The following is a 15,582-nucleotide window of genomic DNA, read 5'->3' on the forward strand; positions in this document are numbered from 1 at the left end:
GATGGGGGAGCGGATGCGGAGCGCGCCGTACGGATCGTGGCCCTCGCCGATCGGCGCGGACCTCGCCGCCGCGCACGACGGGCGGCCGGACTGGGTGGGGTTCGTCGGGGACGAGGTCTGGTGGACCGAGCCCCGGCCCGCCGAGGGCGGCCGGCGGACCCTGGTGCGGCGGCGGGCCGAGGGGGGCGAGGAGACGGCGCTGCCCGCGCCGTGGAACGTGCGCAGCCGGGTCGTCGAGTACGGCGGCCGGCCCTGGACCGGGGTGGTGCACGACGGCCGGCCGCTGATCGTCTTCGTGCACTTCGCCGACCAGCGGCTGTACCGGTACGAGCCCGGCGGCGAGCCCGCCCCGCTCACCCCGCTCTCCCCGGTCGGCGGCGGCCTGCGCTGGGCCGAGCCCCGGATCGACCTCGCCCGCGGCGAGGTGTGGTGCGTGCTGGAGGAGTCCACCGGGGACGGCCCCGACGACATACGGCGGGTGCAGGCCGCCGTACCGCTGGACGGTTCGGCCGCCGGTGACCGCGCCGCCGTCCGCGAGCTGGCCGACCCCCGGCACCGGTTCGTCACCGGCGCCCGGCTCTCCCCGGACGGCCGGCGGGCCGCCTGGCTGGCCTGGGACCACCCGCGGATGCCGTGGGACGGAACGGAGCTGCTGGTCGCCGACGTCGGGGAGGACGGCCGGCTGACGCACGCGCGGACCGTCGCCGGCGGCCCGGACGAGGCCGTCGCCCAGGTCGAGTGGTCGGCGGACGGCCGCCTGCTCTACGCGAGCGACCGCAGCGGCTGGTGGAACCTCTACCGCGACGGCACCCCCCTGTGCCCGCGCGAGGAGGAGTTCGGCGGGCCGCTGTGGCAGCTCGGACTGCGCTGGTTCGCGCCGCTGGACAGCGGTCTGCTGGCGGTCGTCCACGGCCGGGGGCCGGCCGCGCTCGGGATACTCGACCCGGAGTCCGGCGAGATCGTGGACGCCGTCGGACCGTGGACGGAGTGCGCCGCCGGCCTCGCCACCCACGGTCCCCGCGTCGTCGCCGTCGCCGCCGGACCCCGCACCTCCTACGAAGTGGTCGAACTGGACACCGCCACCGGCCGCGCCCGGGTGATCGGCTCCCCGCACCGGGACCCCGTCGACCCCGCCTACTACCCCGAGCCGCGGACCCGTGCCTTCACCGGCCCCGGCGGCCGCGAGGTGCACGCCCACCTCTACCCGCCGCGCCACCCCGCCCGCACCGGGCCCGACGGCGAGCTGCCGCCGTACGTCATCTGGGCGCACGGCGGCCCCACCAGCCGGGTGCCGCTCGTACTGGACCTGGAGATCGCCTACTTCACCTCGCGGGGCATCGGGGTCGCCGAGGTGAACTACGGCGGCTCCACCGGGTACGGCCGGGCCTACCGGGAGCGGCTGCGCGAGCAGTGGGGCGTGGTCGACGTCGAGGACTGCGCGGCCGTCGCCCGCGCCCTCGCCGACGAGGGCACCGCCGACCCCGCCCGGCTGGCGATCCGGGGCGGCAGCGCGGGCGGCTGGACCACCGCCGCCTCCCTGGCCACGACCGACGTCTACGCCTGCGGCACCGTCATCTACCCGGTGCTCGACCTCGCCACCTGGGGCCCCGGCGAGACCCACGACTTCGAGTCCCGCTACCTGGAGTCGCTGATCGGCCCGCGCGACGAGGTGCCCGCCCGGTACGCCGAGCGCTCCCCGACCGCGCAGGCCGACCGGATCACCGCGCCGTTCCTGCTGCTCCAGGGCCTGGACGACGTCATCTGCCCGCCCGCCCAGTGCGAACGCCTCCTCGCCCGGATCGCCGGCCGGGGCGTGCCGCACGCCTACCTCACGTTCGAGGGCGAGGGGCACGGGTTCCGCCGGGCCGACACCATGGTCCGCGCCCTGGAGGCCGAACTGTCCTTGTACGCCCAGGTGTTCGGGCTGGACCCGACACCGCCGGTACCGAAGGTGGAACTGAACCAGTGAAGGAACTCCTGCGGCCACGCCGGCTGGCGCCAGGCGCCCGGGTCGCCGTCGTCGCCACCAGCGGGCCGGTGCCCGAGGAGCGGATCCAGGCGGGCCTCGACGTGCTGCGCGGCTGGGACCTCGAACCGGTGGTCGGACCCCACGTCCTGGACCGGCACCCGGAGTTCGGCTACCTGGCCGGCACGGACGCCGACCGCGCCGCCGACCTCCAGAACGCCTGGTGCGACCCTTCCGTCGACGCCGTGCTGTGCGCCCGCGGCGGCTACGGCGCGCAGCGCATGGTCGACCTCCTCGACTGGGACGCGCTGCGGGCGGCCGGGCCCAAGGTCTTCGTCGGGTTCAGCGACATCACCGTCCTGCACGAGGCCTTCGCGACCCGCCTGGGCCTGGCCACACTGCACGGGCCGGTGGCGGCCGGCATCGACTTCATCAAGAACGCGCGGGCCCAGGAGCACCTGCGGGCCACGCTGTTCGCCCCCGAGACCGTCCGCACCATCGCCTCCGGCGGTACGGCCCTCGTCCCCGGCCGGGCCCGGGGCGTCACCCTCGGCGGCTGCCTGTCCCTGCTCGCCGCCGAACTGGGCACCCCGCACGCGCGGCCCTCCGCGCGCGGCGGACTGCTCTGCCTGGAGGACGTGGGCGAGGAGGCGTACCGGCTGGACCGCTACCTCACCCAGTTGCTGCGTTCCGGCTGGCTGGAGGGGGTGCGCGGGGTGCTGCTCGGTTCCTGGGAGGGCTGCGCGGACTACGCCCGGCTGCGGCCCCTGCTGGCCGACCGGCTCGGCGGGCTCGGGGTCCCGGTCGCGGAGAACGTCGGATTCGGCCACGGCGAAGGGGCATGGACGATTCCGCTCGGGGTCGCGGCCACGCTGGACGCGGAGACGGGCACGCTGACACTGGACGAGCCGGCGCTGCGCTGAGGCGAGGCCGGGCGGAACGTTGTGGTGACGCGGGGCGGGCCGTCCGGTGCTGGGCGTGCCTGGGCTGCGCTGAAGTGGGGCGGGCGGGCTGATGCCGGGCCGGCCCGCGCCGGCGTGGGGCCGGCCGGGCGCGTCGGGGCCGGGCGGACGCCGTAGGGTGGACGGATGCCGTACCCGCCGTCCCGCGCCCTCGCCGAGGGCCCGCGCGTCGCCATCCGTCCCTTCACCCTCGCCGACGGCCCGGAGTTCACCGCACGGGCCCGGGAGAGCAAGGACCTGCACCGGCCCTGGCTGTTCCCGCCCGACACCGACGAGGCGTACGCCGACTACGCCGGCCGGCTCATCGAGGACCCGGCGCGGGCCGGCTTCCTGGTGTGCGAGAAGGACAGCGGTGCCATCGCCGGCTTCATCAACGTCAACAACATCGTGCGCGGCGGCTTCCAGTCCGGCGCCCTCGGCTACGGCGCCTTCGCGCACGCGGCCGGGCGGGGCCTGATGCGCGAAGGGCTGGAGCTGGTGATCGGGTACGCGTTCGGGCCGCTCGGCCTGCACCGGCTGGAGATCAACGTCCAGCCGGGCAACGCGGCGTCCGTCGCCCTCGCCCGGGGCGCCGGGTTCCGCCTGGAGGGCTTCTCACCCGACATGATCTACGTCGACGGGGCCTGGCGCGATCACGAACGCTGGGCGCTCACCACCGAGATGCGCGACTGAGAGTATTCAGCCCCGCTGGTCCACGTACTCGAAGACGGAGCCGTCCGGGTGCACCGCCAGCAGGTTCCGGCCCGCCGGCGTCGGCACCGGCCCCGCGACGACCGTGGCGCCCAGCCCGGTCAGCAGCCGGTGGGCCTCGTCCACGTCCTTCACCGCGATCGTCGCCGTCACCTTGCGCAGGATCTCCAGTTCCGCTTCGGGACCGCTCATGAGCAGGAAGGAACCGACCGCGGCGACCCGGACGCCACCGCGCTGGAAGCGCAGGGCCGTGCCGCCCGACAGGCTCTCGTAGAAGGGGATCGCGGCTTCGAGGTCGTCGACGCAGATGCGCAGCGAGGCGCCCAGAATCTCCATGCGTCCGAGCCTAGTTGGGGCCGCCGGGCACGCGCAGGCCCCCGGCGTTACCCACTGTGCCCGGCGGGTACCCGCCGGGTATGGACAGGCATCTCGTCGAAGAGCTGGCACAGGTGGCACGCGAGACGGTACGCGAGGAGCTGCGCGAGCAGTCCCGCAAGCGGCGCCGCACCGCCGTGCTGTACGCCGCGTCGGGTGCCGCCGCCCTGTACGCGGGCGGTGCGGTGGCCCTCGCCGTGGGCCTGGCCCTGGCGACCGGCCTGCCCGGCTGGGCCGCGGCACTGATCACCGCCGCGCTCCTCGGCGCGGTGGCCTACCTCCTGCGCGGCGCCGCCCACTCCGGGCACGGGCCCCACGCCCCGCACCGCGTGCCCGGCGGCACCCCGCCGGCCTCCCCGCCGAGCGGCCTGGGCATGCCGTACCCGCCGGTGCCGGGGACCCCTCCGATGCCGCCGACTCCGCCGGACACCCCCCGCGGTGGGGCCTGACGGCGAGGGGGTGGGGCCGCCGGCCCCACCCCCCGGCAACGCCCCCGCATCAGCCGAGCTGCGGCAGCACCTTCGTGCGGTAGAAGTCGAAGAACCCCCGCTGGTCCGGCCCGATCTGGTTCACGTACACCCGGTCGAACCCGGCGTCGGCGAACGCCTTCAGCGCCGAGACGTGCTCGTCCACGTCGTCGCCGCACACCGACTTCTCCCGCACCATGTCCTCGGTGACCAGCTCGTGCAGCTGCTCGAAGTGCCGCGGTGAGGGCAGCACCTGTCCCATCTCGCCGGGCAGCAGCTCGTTGTACCAGAGCCGGTGCACCGTACGGACGCACTCGTCGCGGTCGGCGCCGTAGCAGACCTTCGTGCCGCCGCTGACCAGCTTGGCCCCGCCGCCGCCCTTGCGGAACTGGGTGACCATCTCCTCCTCCGGCATCATCGTGATGTAGCCGTCGCCCACGCGGGCGGCCAGCGAGGTCGCCTTCGGCCCGAAGCCGGAGATGTCGATCGGGACGGGCTCCTCGGGGACGGTGTAGAGACGGGCGTTCTCCACGGTGTAGTGCGTCCCGTGGTGGTTGACCTCCTCGCCGGTGAACAGCCGGCGCATCACCTGGATCGCCTCCTCCAGCATCTCCAGGCGCACGTGCAGCGGCGGCCACGGGTCGCCGAGGATGTGCTCGTTCAGCGCCTCGCCGGTGCCGAGGCCGAGCCGGAAGCGGCCCTGCGTCATCACGGCGCTGGTCGCCGCGGCCTGCGCCACCACCGCCGGATGCATCCGCACGGTCGGGCAGGTCACCGCGGTCTCGATGGGCAGCGACACCGCCTCCGACAGCGCTCCGATCACCGACCACACGAACGGGCTCTGTCCCTGCGCGTCGTTCCACGGGTGGTAGTGGTCGGAGATCCACAGCGCCTGGAAACCGGCCTGCTCGGCCATCCGGGCCTGTTCGACGAGGGCTGCGGGGTCGTGTTCCTCGCTCGCCAGGAAATAGCCGTACTCGGGCATGGGGGAACCTCCGCGCGGGCGCTGCTGGTGGGGTGATCCGGACTCGGACCGGGTAACCGGGGGGCGGGTCGGCGAAACGCCGGTGAGCGGCGGTGCGTGGCGCTGCGCGGCGGCGTCCGGAGTGCTCGGACCGGCGTCCGGGTGACCGGCACGGCGTTTGGGTGCCTTGGCCCCGGTTACGCGGAAGACCTCGGACGAGCCACACCGCCGGAGGCGCACCGTGAGCCGACCTCGCGTCGTGATCGTCGGCGCCGGTTTCGCCGGGTACCGGGCTGCGCGCACCCTGGCCCGGCTGACCCGGGACCGCGCCGACATCACCGTGCTGAACCCGACCGACTACTTCCTGTACCTGCCGCTGCTGCCGCAGGTGGCCGCCGGGGTCCTGGAGGCCCGCCGGGTCACCGTGTCGCTCCCCGGCACGCTGCGCGGGGTGCGCCTGGTGCTCGGCGAGGCGGAGAGTGCCGACCTGGACGCGCGGACCGTGCGCTACACCGACCCCGAGGGCCGCGCGGGCACCCTCGGCTACGACCGGCTGGTGCTGGCCGTCGGCAGCGTCAACAAGCTGCTGCCGGTCCCGGGGGTCGCCGAGCACGCGCACGGCTTCCGCGGGCTGCCCGAGGCGCTGTACCTGCGCGACCACGTGACCCGGCAGGTGGAACTCGCCGCCTCCGGAGAGGACCCGGGCAGCCGCGCCGCCCGGTGCACCTTCGTGGTGGTCGGCGCCGGCTACACGGGCACCGAGGTGGCCGCCCACCTGCAACTGCTCACCGACCGCCTGGTCCGCCGGCGCCCGCTGCCCGGCGGGCTGCGCCCCCGCTGGCTCCTGCTGGACGTGGCGCCGCGCGTGCTGCCGGAGCTGGACGAGCGGCTGTCCCGCACGGCCGACCGGGTGCTGCGGGCGCGGGGCGTCGACGTGCGGATGGGCACGTCGGTGCGGGAGGCCACCCGCGACGGGGTGGTGCTCACCGACGGGGAGTCCGTCGCGTCCCGGACGCTGGTGTGGTGCGTGGGCGTGCGGCCGGACCCGCTGGTCGATTCCGTCCGGCAGCCGCTGGAGCGCGGCCGGCTGATCGTCGACCAGTACCTGCGCCTGCCGGGCCGCACCGACGTGTTCGCCTGCGGGGACGCGGCGGCCGTGCCCGACCTGGAACGTCCGGGGGAGTTCACGCCCATGACGGCCCAGCACGCCTGGCGGCAGGGCCGGGTGGCCGGGGAGAACGTGGCCGGCTCGCTCGGCCTCGGCCGGCGCCGGCGCCCGTACCGCCACCGGGACCTGGGCTTCGCCGTCGACCTCGGCGGGGTCCGCGCCGCCGCCAACCCGTTCGGCGTGCCGCTGTCCGGTCCGGCGGCCGGTGCGGTCACCCGCGGCTACCACCTGGCGGCGCTGCCCGGCAACCGCCTCCGGGTCGCCGCCGACTGGCTGCTGGACGCCGTACTCCCGCGCCAGGGCGTCCAGTTGGGCCTGGTACGAGCGTGGTCGGTCCCGCTGGACACGGCCTCGCCGGAAGTGGCGCGGGTACCGGGCGGCCCGCAGCGGCCGGACGCACAGACAGGAGAGGAACTCATGACGCACAAGCCGAGGCCCGAGGAGCCGGTGAAGCCACAGCCGGGCGGCGAGCCCGCGAAGAACCAGCCCGGTGGCGAGCCGGCCAGGAACCAGCCGGGCGGCGAACCCGCGAGGAACCAGCCCGGCGGTGAGCCCGCCGGCGGCGGGCCGGGCCATCCGGCGCCCGGACCCGTCGAGCGCGCGGACCCCGCCGATCCCGCGGCCCGCGCCGACGAAACCGACTGACCGCGACGAGCGCCACCGAGCGCCCTCCGCCGCGACCGAGCGCAAGGAGACCGAGGAGACTCATGAACACCGACGAACTCGTCGAACTGGGACAGCAGTTGCGTGTGGACAGCGTGCGGGCGTCCGCCGCCGCGGGATCCGGGCACCCCACGTCCTCCATGTCCGCCGCCGATCTGCTGGCCGTCCTGCTCGCGAACCACCTGCGCTACGACTTCGAGCGCCCCGAGCACCCGGCGAACGACCGCTTCGTGCTGTCCAAGGGGCACGCCTCACCGCTGCTGTACGCCGCGTACAAGGCGGCCGGCGCCATCGAGGACGGCGAGCTGGTCACCTTCCGCAAGCTCGGCAGCCGGCTGGAGGGCCATCCGACGCCCCGGCGGCTGCCCTGGGTGGAGACGGCCACCGGCTCGCTCGGCCAGGGCCTGCCGGTCGGGGTCGGCATCGCGCTCGCCGGGAAGCGCCTGGACCGCTCCGACTACCGGGTGTGGGTGCTGTGCGGCGACAGCGAGCTGGCGGAGGGCTCGATCTGGGAGGCCGCCGAGCACGCCGGCCACGAGAACCTGGACAACCTCGTCGCCGTCGTGGACGTCAACCGGCTCGGTCAGCGCGGCCCCACCCGGCACGGCCACGACCTGGACGCCTACGCCCGCCGCTTCCAGGCCTTCGACTGGCACACCATCGAGATCGACGGCCATGACGTCGACGCGATCGACCGGGCGTACGGCGAGGCGCTGTCCACCACCGGCCAGCCCACCGTGATCCTCGCCCGCACCCTGAAGGGCAAGGGCGTGGCCGCCGTCCAGGACCGCGAGGGCCTGCACGGCAAGCCGCTGCCCGAGGCCGAGGACGCCATCGCCGAACTCGGCGGGCCGCGCTCGCTGCACGTCCGCGTCTCCGAGCCGCAGGCCGCCGCCGCGCTGCGCTCGCTGACCACCGAGCCGGTCCAGCTGCCGCGCTTCGAGCAGGGCGAGGAGGCCGCGACGCGGGACGCCTTCGGCAAGGCGCTCGCCGCGCTCGGCACCGCCCGCGGCGACGTCGTCGCCCTGGACGGAGAGGTCGGCGACTCCACCCGCACGGAGGAGTTCGGCAAGGCGCACCCCGACCGGTTCTTCGAGTGCTACATCGCCGAGCAGCAGCTCGTCGCCACGGCCGTCGGCATGGCCACGCGCGGCTGGGTGCCGTACGCCTCCACGTTCGCCGCGTTCCTGACCCGCGCCCACGACTTCGTGCGCATGGCGTCCATCAGCGGCTCCGGGATCAACCTGGTCGGCTCGCACGCGGGCGTGGCGATCGGGCAGGACGGGCCCAGCCAGATGGGTCTCGAGGACCTGGCGATGTTCCGGTCCGTCCACGGCTCGACGGTGCTGTACCCGTGCGACGCCAACCAGACCGCCCGGCTCGTCGCGACCATGGCCGGCCTGGACGGCATCCGCTACCTGCGCACCTCCCGCGGCAAGACACCGGTGATCTACGGCCCCGACGAGGAGTTCCCGGTCGGCGCCAGCAAGACGCTGCGCTCCAGCGAGTCGGACCGGCTGACCGTCGTGGCGGCCGGGGTGACCGTGCCCGAGGCGCTGGCCGCAGCCGACCGGCTGGCCGCCGACGGCATCCGGGTCCGGGTGATCGACCTGTACTCGGTCAAGCCCGTCGACGCCGAGACCCTGCACCGGGCCGCAGAGGAGACCGGCTGCCTGCTCACGGTGGAGGACCACCACCCGGAGGGCGGCATCGGCGACGCCGTCGCGGAGGCGTTCGGCGACGGCAGGCCGGTGCCCCGCCTGGTCCGGCTCGCGGTGCGCACCATGCCGGGCTCGGCCGCGCCCGACGAGCAGCTGTACGCCGCCGGCATCGACGCCCTGGGCATCACGGCGGCGGCCAGGATGCTGGTCGAGGAGGCGGTCGTGCGATGAGCGGCGACGACGCGCGGGCCATCCGCGCGGGCCGCCGCACGGTGGAGATCAAGCGGCCGGGGAAGGTGCTCTTCCCCGGCGCCGGGGGCGCGAAGGAGTACACCAAGGGCGACCTCGCCGACTACTACCGGTCCGTCGCGCCGTACCTGCTGCCGCACCTGCGGGGCCGTCCGCTGATGCTGGAACGGTATCCGGACGGCCTGGACGGCCAGCGGTTCATGCAGAAGAACACCCCGGAGCACTATCCGGAGTGGATCGACCGGGCCGAGGTCGCCAAGGAGGGCGGCACGGTCACCCACGTCGTCTGCGACGACACCGCGACCCTGCTCTACCTCGCCGACCAGGCCTGCCTCACCCTGCACCGCTGGCTCTCGCGCACCGACCGGGCCGGCGGCCTCGACCACCCCGACCGGCTGGTCTTCGACCTCGATCCGCCCGGGGACGACTTCGGCGCCGTCCGCGAGGCCGCCGGCCGGCTGCGCGAGCTGCTGGACGAACTCGGCCTGCCCGCCTTCCCGATGACCACGGGCTCGCGCGGACTGCACCTCGTCGTCCCGCTCGACGGCCGCCAGGGCTTCGACGCCGTGCGGGAGTTCGCCCACGGCGTCGCCGAACTCGCCGCGGCACGCTACCCGGACCGGCTCACCACCGCCGCCCGCAAACAGGAGCGCGGTGACCGTCTGTACCTCGACGTGCAGCGCAACGGGTACGCCCAGACCGCCGTCGCGCCCTTCGCCGTCCGCGCCCGCCCCGGCGCCCCCGTTGCCGTGCCCCTCACCTGGGAGCAGCTCGACGATCCCGGGCTCGACGCCCGCCGCTGGACCATCGCCGACGCCGTCGACCAGGCCCGCACCGACCCGTGGGCCGGCCTGCCGGCCCGCGGGCGCTCCCTGGGCCCCGCCCGGCGCCGTCTCGCCGACATGCGCTCCTGAAGGTTTGGCCAAGAGATGAGGGGCCACCCGCAGGAAGAGGTGGCCATGTCGAACACACACAACACATCACAGTCACAGGATTCACAGAAATCCCGGAAGTCGGACAACACCGACAACACCGAGCAGACGCACGACACCACACAGAACGAGCCGGCAACCCGGCGTCCGCCCCTGATGGAGGTGCTGCGCGAGGCGCGCAGCCAGCTCGCCGAACTGACGGGACTCGACCCGGAGACCGTGTCCTCCTTCGAGCAGACCGAGGACGGCTGGTCGCTGGAGGTCGAGGTGATGGAACTCGCACGGGTCCCGGACACCATGAGCCTGATGGCGAGCTACCAGGTCGAACTGGACCCCCAGGGGCAGCTCACCGGCTACCGGCGCGTTCGCAGGTACGAGCGCGGGCGGGCCGACGCACGCCGCGGCGGCTAGGCCCCCACCCGCGTCCTCGGGGCCACGCACCCGGCGTGACCCCGATCATCCACCACACTCACGAGGAGGAACGGCCGGCATGACCGTTGTCCCGGCACAGCAGTCCGGCGGCGGAGGCGGAAGCAGCGGCCTCTACGACGTCCTGGAACTGGTTCTCGACCGAGGTCTCGTCATCGACGCGTTCGTACGGGTCTCCCTGGTCGGTATCGAGATCCTGAAGATCGACGTCCGGGTCGTCGTAGCCAGCGTCGACACCTATCTGCGCTTCGCCGAGGCGTGCAACCGCCTCGACCTGGAGGCAGGGCCCCGCAAGTCCCCCGGGCTGCCCGATCTCGTCGGCGAGATCACCGAGAGCGGAGCCCGCGGCAAGTCCAAGGGCGCTCTGTCCGGCGCCGCGCAGACCATATCCGACGCGTTCAAGCAGGCCCGCGAGGAAGGCGAGACCGAGACCCGGCGCCCCCGCAAGACCGCGGCCCGCCGGAAGGAGGGAGACGAGTGAGCACCTACGTCTACGGCATCACCGCACGGTCGCACCCGGCGCTCCCCGAGGGGATGACCGGAGTGGGCGAGCCGCCCCGGCCCGTCCGGGTCCTCACGGCGGGAGAGCTCGCCGCCGTCGTCAGCGACGCGCCGGAGGGCCTGCGCCCCAAGCGCAGGGACCTCCTCGCCCACCAGAACGTACTCGCCGAGGCGGGCGCGGCCGGATGCGTGCTGCCCATGCGCTTCGGCAGCGTCTCCCCGGACGACGACACCGTCATGTCGGTGCTGACCGAGCGGGCCGAGCACTACCTGGAGCGGCTGCGCGAGCTGGACGGCAAGGTCGAGTACAACGTCAAGGCCACGCACATCGAGGAAGCCGTCCTGCACCGCGTGATGGCCGAGAACGCGCAGGTCCGCGCCCTCGCCGAGGCCAACCGGCAGGCGGGCGGCGGCAGCTACGACGACCGGATCCGCCTCGGCGAGATGGTCGCCGCCGCTGTCAAGGCCAAGGAGGGCGAGGACGCCACCGAGGTGCAGCGCCTGCTCCAGCCGGGCGCCGCGGCGGTCAGCGTGGGCCCCGAGTCCACCGGGTGGCTGCTCAACGTCTCGTTCCTGGTCTCCCGGGACACGGCCGAGGACTTCCTGGCCGCGGCCGAGCGTGTGCGCAAGAGCCACGGCCATATCGAACTGCGGGTGAACGGCCCGCTGCCGCCGTACAGCTTCGTCGAACCCGGCCCGACCGCGCCCGCGGGCGCCACGGCCGGCGCCGACGCCGGAGCGTCGTAGCGGCCGGGGCCCGGACGGAAGGAGGAGATCCGTGGGACTGATCTCGGAGGTGCTGCTGCTGCCCTTCGCACCGGTGCGCGGCAGCGCGTGGGCGATTCGGCATGTGCTCCGGGAGGCGGAGCGGATCTACTACGACCCGGCCACCGTCCGGGCCGAGCTGGCCCGCCTCGAGGAGCAGCTTCAGGCGGGTGAGATCACCGAGGAGGAGTTCGACCGGCGCGAGGACGAACTGCTGGACCGGCTGGAGATCGCCCTGCATCACGGCGACACGACAGGCAATGGGACGTGACCATGAACCGAACCGCACTGGGCCTCGCCGTAGGGGCCGGATATCTGCTCGGACGTACGAAGAAGCTGAAGGTGGCGCTCGCGATCGGCTCCGCCGTGGCCGGCAAGAAGCTCAATCTCAGCCCGAAGATGCTCGCTGAGCTGGTGAACCAGCAGCTGAAGAACAATCCTCAGTTCAAGGAGATCGGCGACCAGCTGCGCCAGGATCTGCGCGGCGTCGGCAAGGCCGCCTCCGGCGCGATGGTCGAGCGGCAGATGAACTCGCTCGCCGACCGGCTGCACGGTCGTACCTCCCAGGTACGCGAGCAGCTGTCCGGAGTCGTGCCGTCCGGCTCCGACGAGGAGCGGGACGAGGACGAGGGCGAGGGCGAGGACGAGGAGCAGGAGGAGCACGAGGGGAAGCGGGGTGAGCGAAAACAGCCCAGGGGCGAGACCCGGGGCGGCGAGGGCGAGGCGCCCCGGAAGAGGACGGGCAAGAAGCCGGCGAAGCAGGCCCCGGCCAAGAAGGCCGCCGGCGGGACGGCGGGCGGCCAGGCCCCGGCCAGGAAGGCCCCGGCCAAGAAGGTGGCGGCCAAGAAGGCGGCGGCCAAGAAGACGGACGCGGCCCGCAAGACGGCCGCGAAGAAGACGGCGGCGGTCGGCGGTGCCGCCCGGAGCGCCGTCTCCCGGCAGTCGAAGGGCGGCGATGACCGATGACCGAGACCCTCGGAAGAGTGACCTCCAAGGCCGGTGGGGCCACCGGTGGCCTGACCGCCCCGCTGGCCGGCCTGGCCCGCAGCGAGGCCGCCGACCGGCTGAAGGAAGAGGCCCAGGAGTACCTGCACGCCCAGGCCCAGCGGCTGCTGACCGGGATCGGCCGGAAGCTCGGCGAGACGACCGGCAAGCTGAACGACATCGCCGAGGGCAAGAGTCCCGGCTTCGCCAAACTGGCGCTGGAGGGCGGGCGCAAGCTCGCCGAGGGCAAGGGACCGCTGCGCTCCGCGGTGGAGCTGGGCGCCTCCCACGCCAAGGACAAGGTGCTGGAGACCGTGCGCGGCCTCGGCGGCAGCAAGGGCAAGAAGGGCGGCGCCGGCAAGAAGCCGACCGTCATCATGGAGTCCGTCGACGTGGGCGTACCGCTGCGTACGGCCTACGACCAGTGGACCCAGTACCAGTCCTTCTCGACCTTCGCCAAGGGCGTCAAGAGCGCGAGCCGCGCCGACGACACCCACTCCGACTGGCGGGCCAAGGTCTTCTGGTCCACCCGCAGCTGGAAGGCGAAGACGACCGAGCAGATACCCGACTACCGCATCCAGTGGACCTCGGAGGGCGCCAAGGGCACCACCAAGGGCGTGGTCTCCTTCCACCGGCTGGAGGACAACCTCACCCGGGTGCTGCTGGTCATGGAGTACTACCCGACCGGCCTCTTCGAGAAGACCGGCAACATCTGGCGCGCCCAGGGCCGCCGGGCCAGGCTGGACCTGAAGAACTTCGCCCGCTTCATCACCCTCAAGGGAGAGGCGGAGGACAGCTGGCGCGGTGAGATCCGCGACGGCGAGCTCGTCCGCAGCCACGAGGACGCCCTCGCGGAGGAGGAAGAGGAGGCCCGGGGAGAGGAAGAAGAGGGCGAGGAGCAGGAAGAGGGCGAAGAGGAGGCCGAGGGCGAAGAGGAGCCCGAGGGCCGGGAGCGCCCCGAGGAAGGCGAAGAGGGCGAAGAGGAGGAAGAGGAGGAAGAGGAGCCCTACGAGGAGGAGTACGAGGGCGAGACCGAGGAAGAAGCCGGGGAGGGCGACGAGGAGGGCGACGAGGACTCGTACGAGGACGAGGCCGAGGAGCCCGCCGAGGACGAGGAAGGCGCTGAGGAAGAGGAGGACGAGTACGAGGAAGAGGAGCCTGAGCACGCTGAGCGCGGGAGCCGTCGATGACGACACCCAGCCGCTTTCCCGAGCCCTATGGCCAGGGCTCGGGGGCGAACCTCGCCGACATCCTTGAACGTGTACTCGACAAGGGTGTCGTCATCGCGGGGGACATCAGGATCAACCTGCTCGACATCGAACTGCTCACCATCAAGCTGCGCCTCATCGTCGCCTCGGTCGACAAGGCCAAGGAGATGGGCATCGACTGGTGGGAGAGCGACCCGGCCCTCTCCTCCCGGGCCCGCCGTGACGAGCTGACCCGGGAGAACGCCGAGCTGCGAGAACGGCTCGCACGGCTGGAGGAACTGGAGTCGGGCCGCGCCCCGAAGGAGGCACCATGACGACCGGACTGCGGTACGTGTACGCCGTCTGCCGTCCCTTCGGGACGCCTCTGCAAGCACAGCTGCGGGGCGTCGGCGGCGCCCCGCCGGCGCTGCTGCACCACCACGGGCTGGTCGCGGTGGTCAGCACGGTCCCGGAGGCCGACTTCAGCGAGGGGGCCCTGAAGGCCCACCTGGAGGATCTCGACTGGCTCGCCGCGACCGCACGCGCCCACCAGGGCGTGGTCGACGCGCTCACCACGGTCACCACCCCGCTGCCTCTGCGGCTCGCGACCGTCTTCCGTGACGACAGCGCCGTGCGCATGATGATCGAGGACCGCGAGGAGGACTTCCGCCGCCTGCTCGACCGGCTGCACGGCCGCGTGGAGTGGGGCGTGAAGGTGTATCTCGAACCCGAGCCCGCCGAACCCGAGTCCGCCGAGGCGGCGCGGCCGGCCAGCGGCCGGGACTACCTGCGCCGGCGGCGCCTGCAGAGCCACGCGCAGGAGGAGACGTGGCAGCGGGCCGAGCGGTTCGCCCACTCCCTGCACGAGCGCCTCGCCGAGCGCGCCGAGGATTTCCGGATGCATCCCCCGCAGAATTCCGCGCTCTCCCAAGCGCCGGGGCGAAACGTGCTCAACGCCGCCTATCTGGTGTCCCGGGCGCATTCCGAGGAATTCGTGGAACTGGTCGACCGGACCAAGGACGAGGCGCCCGGAATGCGCGTGGAACTCACCGGTCCGTGGGCCGCCTACTCTTTCTCCGGTGAGGCCTCCGGTGAGGCCTCGGGAGCGCAGCCGGCTGTGGGATCGGGGGAGGGGCGGTGACCGTAGTCGAACGCCGCGAGATCGCGCTGGTCGACCTCCTGGACCGGCTGCTGGCCGGCGGAGTCGTCATCACCGGCGACATCACCCTGCGCATCGCGGACGTCGATCTCGTCCGCATCGACCTCAACGCGCTCATCAGTTCCGTGAACGAGCAGGTCCCGTCGCCCTTCGAGGAGCTCCTATGACCGCGCGGCAGCGCCGCAAACAGCTCGACCTGGAGCCCGACACGGTCGAGCGCGACCTGGTGAAACTCGTGCTCACGGTGGTGGAGTTGCTGCGCCAGCTGATGGAGCGGCAGGCCGTGCGCCGCTTCGACACCGGTGAGCTGACCGAGGAGCAGGAAGAGCGGATCGGGCTCACCCTGATGCTCCTGGAGGACCGGATGGCCGAGCTGCGGGACCGCTACGGACTGCGGCCCGAGGACCTCAACCTGGACCTCGGGCCGCTCGGACCGCTGCTTCCGCGTGACGGGCACTAG

At 73.5% G+C, this 15,582-nt stretch carries 19 protein-coding genes; 17 read left to right on the forward strand and 2 right to left on the reverse strand.

Features of this window, described 5'->3' with window-relative positions:
• Positions 1-13 precede the first annotated feature (13 nt).
• The 3 genes from ACZ5DC_RS03325 to ACZ5DC_RS03335 all read left to right on the forward strand — a co-directional run bounded on the left by ACZ5DC_RS03325 (position 14) and on the right by ACZ5DC_RS03335 (position 3,600).
• Positions 14-1,969: a S9 family peptidase gene (locus ACZ5DC_RS03325; protein WP_468648881.1), complete on the forward strand. Its 1,956-nt coding sequence runs from the start codon at positions 14-16 to the stop codon at positions 1,967-1,969.
• On the forward strand, positions 1,966-2,889 hold the full coding sequence (locus tag ACZ5DC_RS03330) for a S66 peptidase family protein (RefSeq protein ID WP_468648883.1): 924 nt from the start codon (positions 1,966-1,968) through the stop codon (positions 2,887-2,889). The genes ACZ5DC_RS03325 and ACZ5DC_RS03330 overlap by 4 nt, the downstream gene beginning before the upstream one ends.
• A 165-nt stretch (positions 2,890-3,054) precedes the next feature.
• Positions 3,055-3,600 carry a GNAT family N-acetyltransferase gene (locus ACZ5DC_RS03335; RefSeq protein WP_468648885.1) on the forward strand — a complete coding sequence of 182 codons (546 nt, stop codon included), beginning with the start codon at positions 3,055-3,057 and terminating at the stop codon, positions 3,598-3,600.
• 6 nt (positions 3,601-3,606) lie between these two features.
• Here ACZ5DC_RS03335 and ACZ5DC_RS03340 read toward each other — a convergent pair whose 3' ends face one another.
• The gene (locus tag ACZ5DC_RS03340) at positions 3,607-3,954 is read right to left on the reverse strand and encodes a VOC family protein (protein ID WP_468648887.1); all 348 of its coding nucleotides are present in this window, start codon (positions 3,952-3,954) and stop codon (positions 3,607-3,609) included.
• An 80-nt stretch (positions 3,955-4,034) separates the two neighbouring features.
• Between ACZ5DC_RS03340 and ACZ5DC_RS03345 the strand changes: the two genes are divergently transcribed.
• Complete coding sequence (locus tag ACZ5DC_RS03345) at positions 4,035-4,442, forward strand: phage holin family protein (protein WP_468648889.1); 408 nt, start codon at positions 4,035-4,037, stop codon at positions 4,440-4,442.
• Between the two features lie 49 nt (positions 4,443-4,491).
• On the opposite strand, the gene ACZ5DC_RS03350 is transcribed toward ACZ5DC_RS03345, so the two are convergent.
• A complete protein-coding gene (locus tag ACZ5DC_RS03350; protein WP_468648891.1) occupies positions 4,492-5,445 on the reverse strand; it encodes an LLM class F420-dependent oxidoreductase in 954 nt (317 codons plus the stop codon).
• A gap of 220 nt (positions 5,446-5,665) precedes the next feature.
• Here ACZ5DC_RS03350 and ACZ5DC_RS03355 point away from each other — a divergent pair, with 220 nt between their 5' ends.
• From ACZ5DC_RS03355 to ACZ5DC_RS03415, 13 genes are all read left to right on the forward strand, one after another.
• On the forward strand, positions 5,666-7,237 hold the full coding sequence (locus ACZ5DC_RS03355; protein ID WP_468648893.1) for an NAD(P)/FAD-dependent oxidoreductase: 1,572 nt from the start codon (positions 5,666-5,668) through the stop codon (positions 7,235-7,237).
• Between the two features lie 62 nt (positions 7,238-7,299).
• Positions 7,300-9,147: a transketolase gene (locus ACZ5DC_RS03360; protein ID WP_468648895.1), complete on the forward strand. Its 1,848-nt coding sequence runs from the start codon at positions 7,300-7,302 to the stop codon at positions 9,145-9,147.
• A complete protein-coding gene (gene ligD / locus ACZ5DC_RS03365) occupies positions 9,144-10,079 on the forward strand; it encodes a non-homologous end-joining DNA ligase (RefSeq protein WP_468648897.1) in 936 nt (311 codons plus the stop codon). The genes ACZ5DC_RS03360 and ligD overlap by 4 nt, the downstream gene beginning before the upstream one ends.
• A gap of 45 nt (positions 10,080-10,124) precedes the next feature.
• Positions 10,125-10,508, forward strand: coding sequence for a gas vesicle protein GvpO (locus tag ACZ5DC_RS03370; RefSeq protein WP_468648899.1), 384 nt, complete (start codon positions 10,125-10,127; stop codon positions 10,506-10,508).
• A 79-nt stretch (positions 10,509-10,587) separates the two neighbouring features.
• Positions 10,588-11,007 (forward strand): gas vesicle structural protein GvpA, encoded by a 420-nt coding sequence (locus ACZ5DC_RS03375; protein ID WP_366752511.1) that lies wholly within the window; start codon positions 10,588-10,590, stop codon positions 11,005-11,007.
• Positions 11,004-11,774: a GvpL/GvpF family gas vesicle protein gene (locus tag ACZ5DC_RS03380; RefSeq protein ID WP_468648902.1), complete on the forward strand. Its 771-nt coding sequence runs from the start codon at positions 11,004-11,006 to the stop codon at positions 11,772-11,774. Before ACZ5DC_RS03375 ends, ACZ5DC_RS03380 begins: the two co-directional genes overlap by 4 nt.
• 31 nt (positions 11,775-11,805) lie before the next feature.
• Complete coding sequence (locus tag ACZ5DC_RS03385; protein ID WP_171151123.1) at positions 11,806-12,063, forward strand: gas vesicle protein GvpG; 258 nt, start codon at positions 11,806-11,808, stop codon at positions 12,061-12,063.
• A gap of 2 nt (positions 12,064-12,065) precedes the next feature.
• Positions 12,066-12,758, forward strand: coding sequence for a DNA primase (locus ACZ5DC_RS03390; protein WP_468648905.1), 693 nt, complete (start codon positions 12,066-12,068; stop codon positions 12,756-12,758).
• Entirely contained in the window at positions 12,755-13,966 is a 1,212-nt protein-coding gene (locus ACZ5DC_RS03395; protein WP_468648907.1) for an SRPBCC family protein, read from the forward strand. Before ACZ5DC_RS03390 ends, ACZ5DC_RS03395 begins: the two co-directional genes overlap by 4 nt.
• Positions 13,963-14,298 (forward strand): gas vesicle protein, encoded by a 336-nt coding sequence (locus tag ACZ5DC_RS03400; RefSeq protein WP_366752506.1) that lies wholly within the window; start codon positions 13,963-13,965, stop codon positions 14,296-14,298. The genes ACZ5DC_RS03395 and ACZ5DC_RS03400 overlap by 4 nt, the downstream gene beginning before the upstream one ends.
• Entirely contained in the window at positions 14,295-15,104 is an 810-nt protein-coding gene (locus ACZ5DC_RS03405) for a GvpL/GvpF family gas vesicle protein (protein WP_468648909.1), read from the forward strand. Before ACZ5DC_RS03400 ends, ACZ5DC_RS03405 begins: the two co-directional genes overlap by 4 nt.
• The gene (locus ACZ5DC_RS03410) at positions 15,101-15,289 is read left to right on the forward strand and encodes a gas vesicle protein (protein ID WP_030643599.1); all 189 of its coding nucleotides are present in this window, start codon (positions 15,101-15,103) and stop codon (positions 15,287-15,289) included. The genes ACZ5DC_RS03405 and ACZ5DC_RS03410 overlap by 4 nt, the downstream gene beginning before the upstream one ends.
• Entirely contained in the window at positions 15,286-15,582 is a 297-nt protein-coding gene (locus tag ACZ5DC_RS03415) for a gas vesicle protein K (RefSeq protein ID WP_366764821.1), read from the forward strand. Before ACZ5DC_RS03410 ends, ACZ5DC_RS03415 begins: the two co-directional genes overlap by 4 nt.

Source organism: Streptomyces sp. NPDC031445, from assembly GCF_055581365.1.

What these genes read in the sequence shown, in the direction of transcription:
- ACZ5DC_RS03325 (WP_468648881.1), top strand. Translation starts at nt 14, where the DNA reads ATGCGGAGCGCGCCGTACGGATCGTGGCCCTCGCCGATCGGCGCGGAC.
- ACZ5DC_RS03335 (WP_468648885.1), top strand. Translation starts at nt 3,055, where the DNA reads ATGCCGTACCCGCCGTCCCGCGCCCTCGCCGAGGGCCCGCGCGTCGCC.
- ACZ5DC_RS03340 (WP_468648887.1), bottom strand. Translation starts at nt 3,954, where the DNA reads ATGGAGATTCTGGGCGCCTCGCTGCGCATCTGCGTCGACGACCTCGAA.
- ACZ5DC_RS03345 (WP_468648889.1), top strand. Translation starts at nt 4,035, where the DNA reads ATGGACAGGCATCTCGTCGAAGAGCTGGCACAGGTGGCACGCGAGACG.
- ACZ5DC_RS03350 (WP_468648891.1), bottom strand. Translation starts at nt 5,445, where the DNA reads ATGCCCGAGTACGGCTATTTCCTGGCGAGCGAGGAACACGACCCCGCA.
- ACZ5DC_RS03360 (WP_468648895.1), top strand. Translation starts at nt 7,300, where the DNA reads ATGAACACCGACGAACTCGTCGAACTGGGACAGCAGTTGCGTGTGGAC.
- ligD (WP_468648897.1), top strand. Translation starts at nt 9,144, where the DNA reads ATGAGCGGCGACGACGCGCGGGCCATCCGCGCGGGCCGCCGCACGGTG.
- ACZ5DC_RS03370 (WP_468648899.1), top strand. Translation starts at nt 10,125, where the DNA reads ATGTCGAACACACACAACACATCACAGTCACAGGATTCACAGAAATCC.
- ACZ5DC_RS03375 (WP_366752511.1), top strand. Translation starts at nt 10,588, where the DNA reads ATGACCGTTGTCCCGGCACAGCAGTCCGGCGGCGGAGGCGGAAGCAGC.
- ACZ5DC_RS03390 (WP_468648905.1), top strand. Translation starts at nt 12,066, where the DNA reads ATGAACCGAACCGCACTGGGCCTCGCCGTAGGGGCCGGATATCTGCTC.
- ACZ5DC_RS03395 (WP_468648907.1), top strand. Translation starts at nt 12,755, where the DNA reads ATGACCGAGACCCTCGGAAGAGTGACCTCCAAGGCCGGTGGGGCCACC.
- ACZ5DC_RS03400 (WP_366752506.1), top strand. Translation starts at nt 13,963, where the DNA reads ATGACGACACCCAGCCGCTTTCCCGAGCCCTATGGCCAGGGCTCGGGG.
- ACZ5DC_RS03405 (WP_468648909.1), top strand. Translation starts at nt 14,295, where the DNA reads ATGACGACCGGACTGCGGTACGTGTACGCCGTCTGCCGTCCCTTCGGG.
- ACZ5DC_RS03415 (WP_366764821.1), top strand. Translation starts at nt 15,286, where the DNA reads ATGACCGCGCGGCAGCGCCGCAAACAGCTCGACCTGGAGCCCGACACG.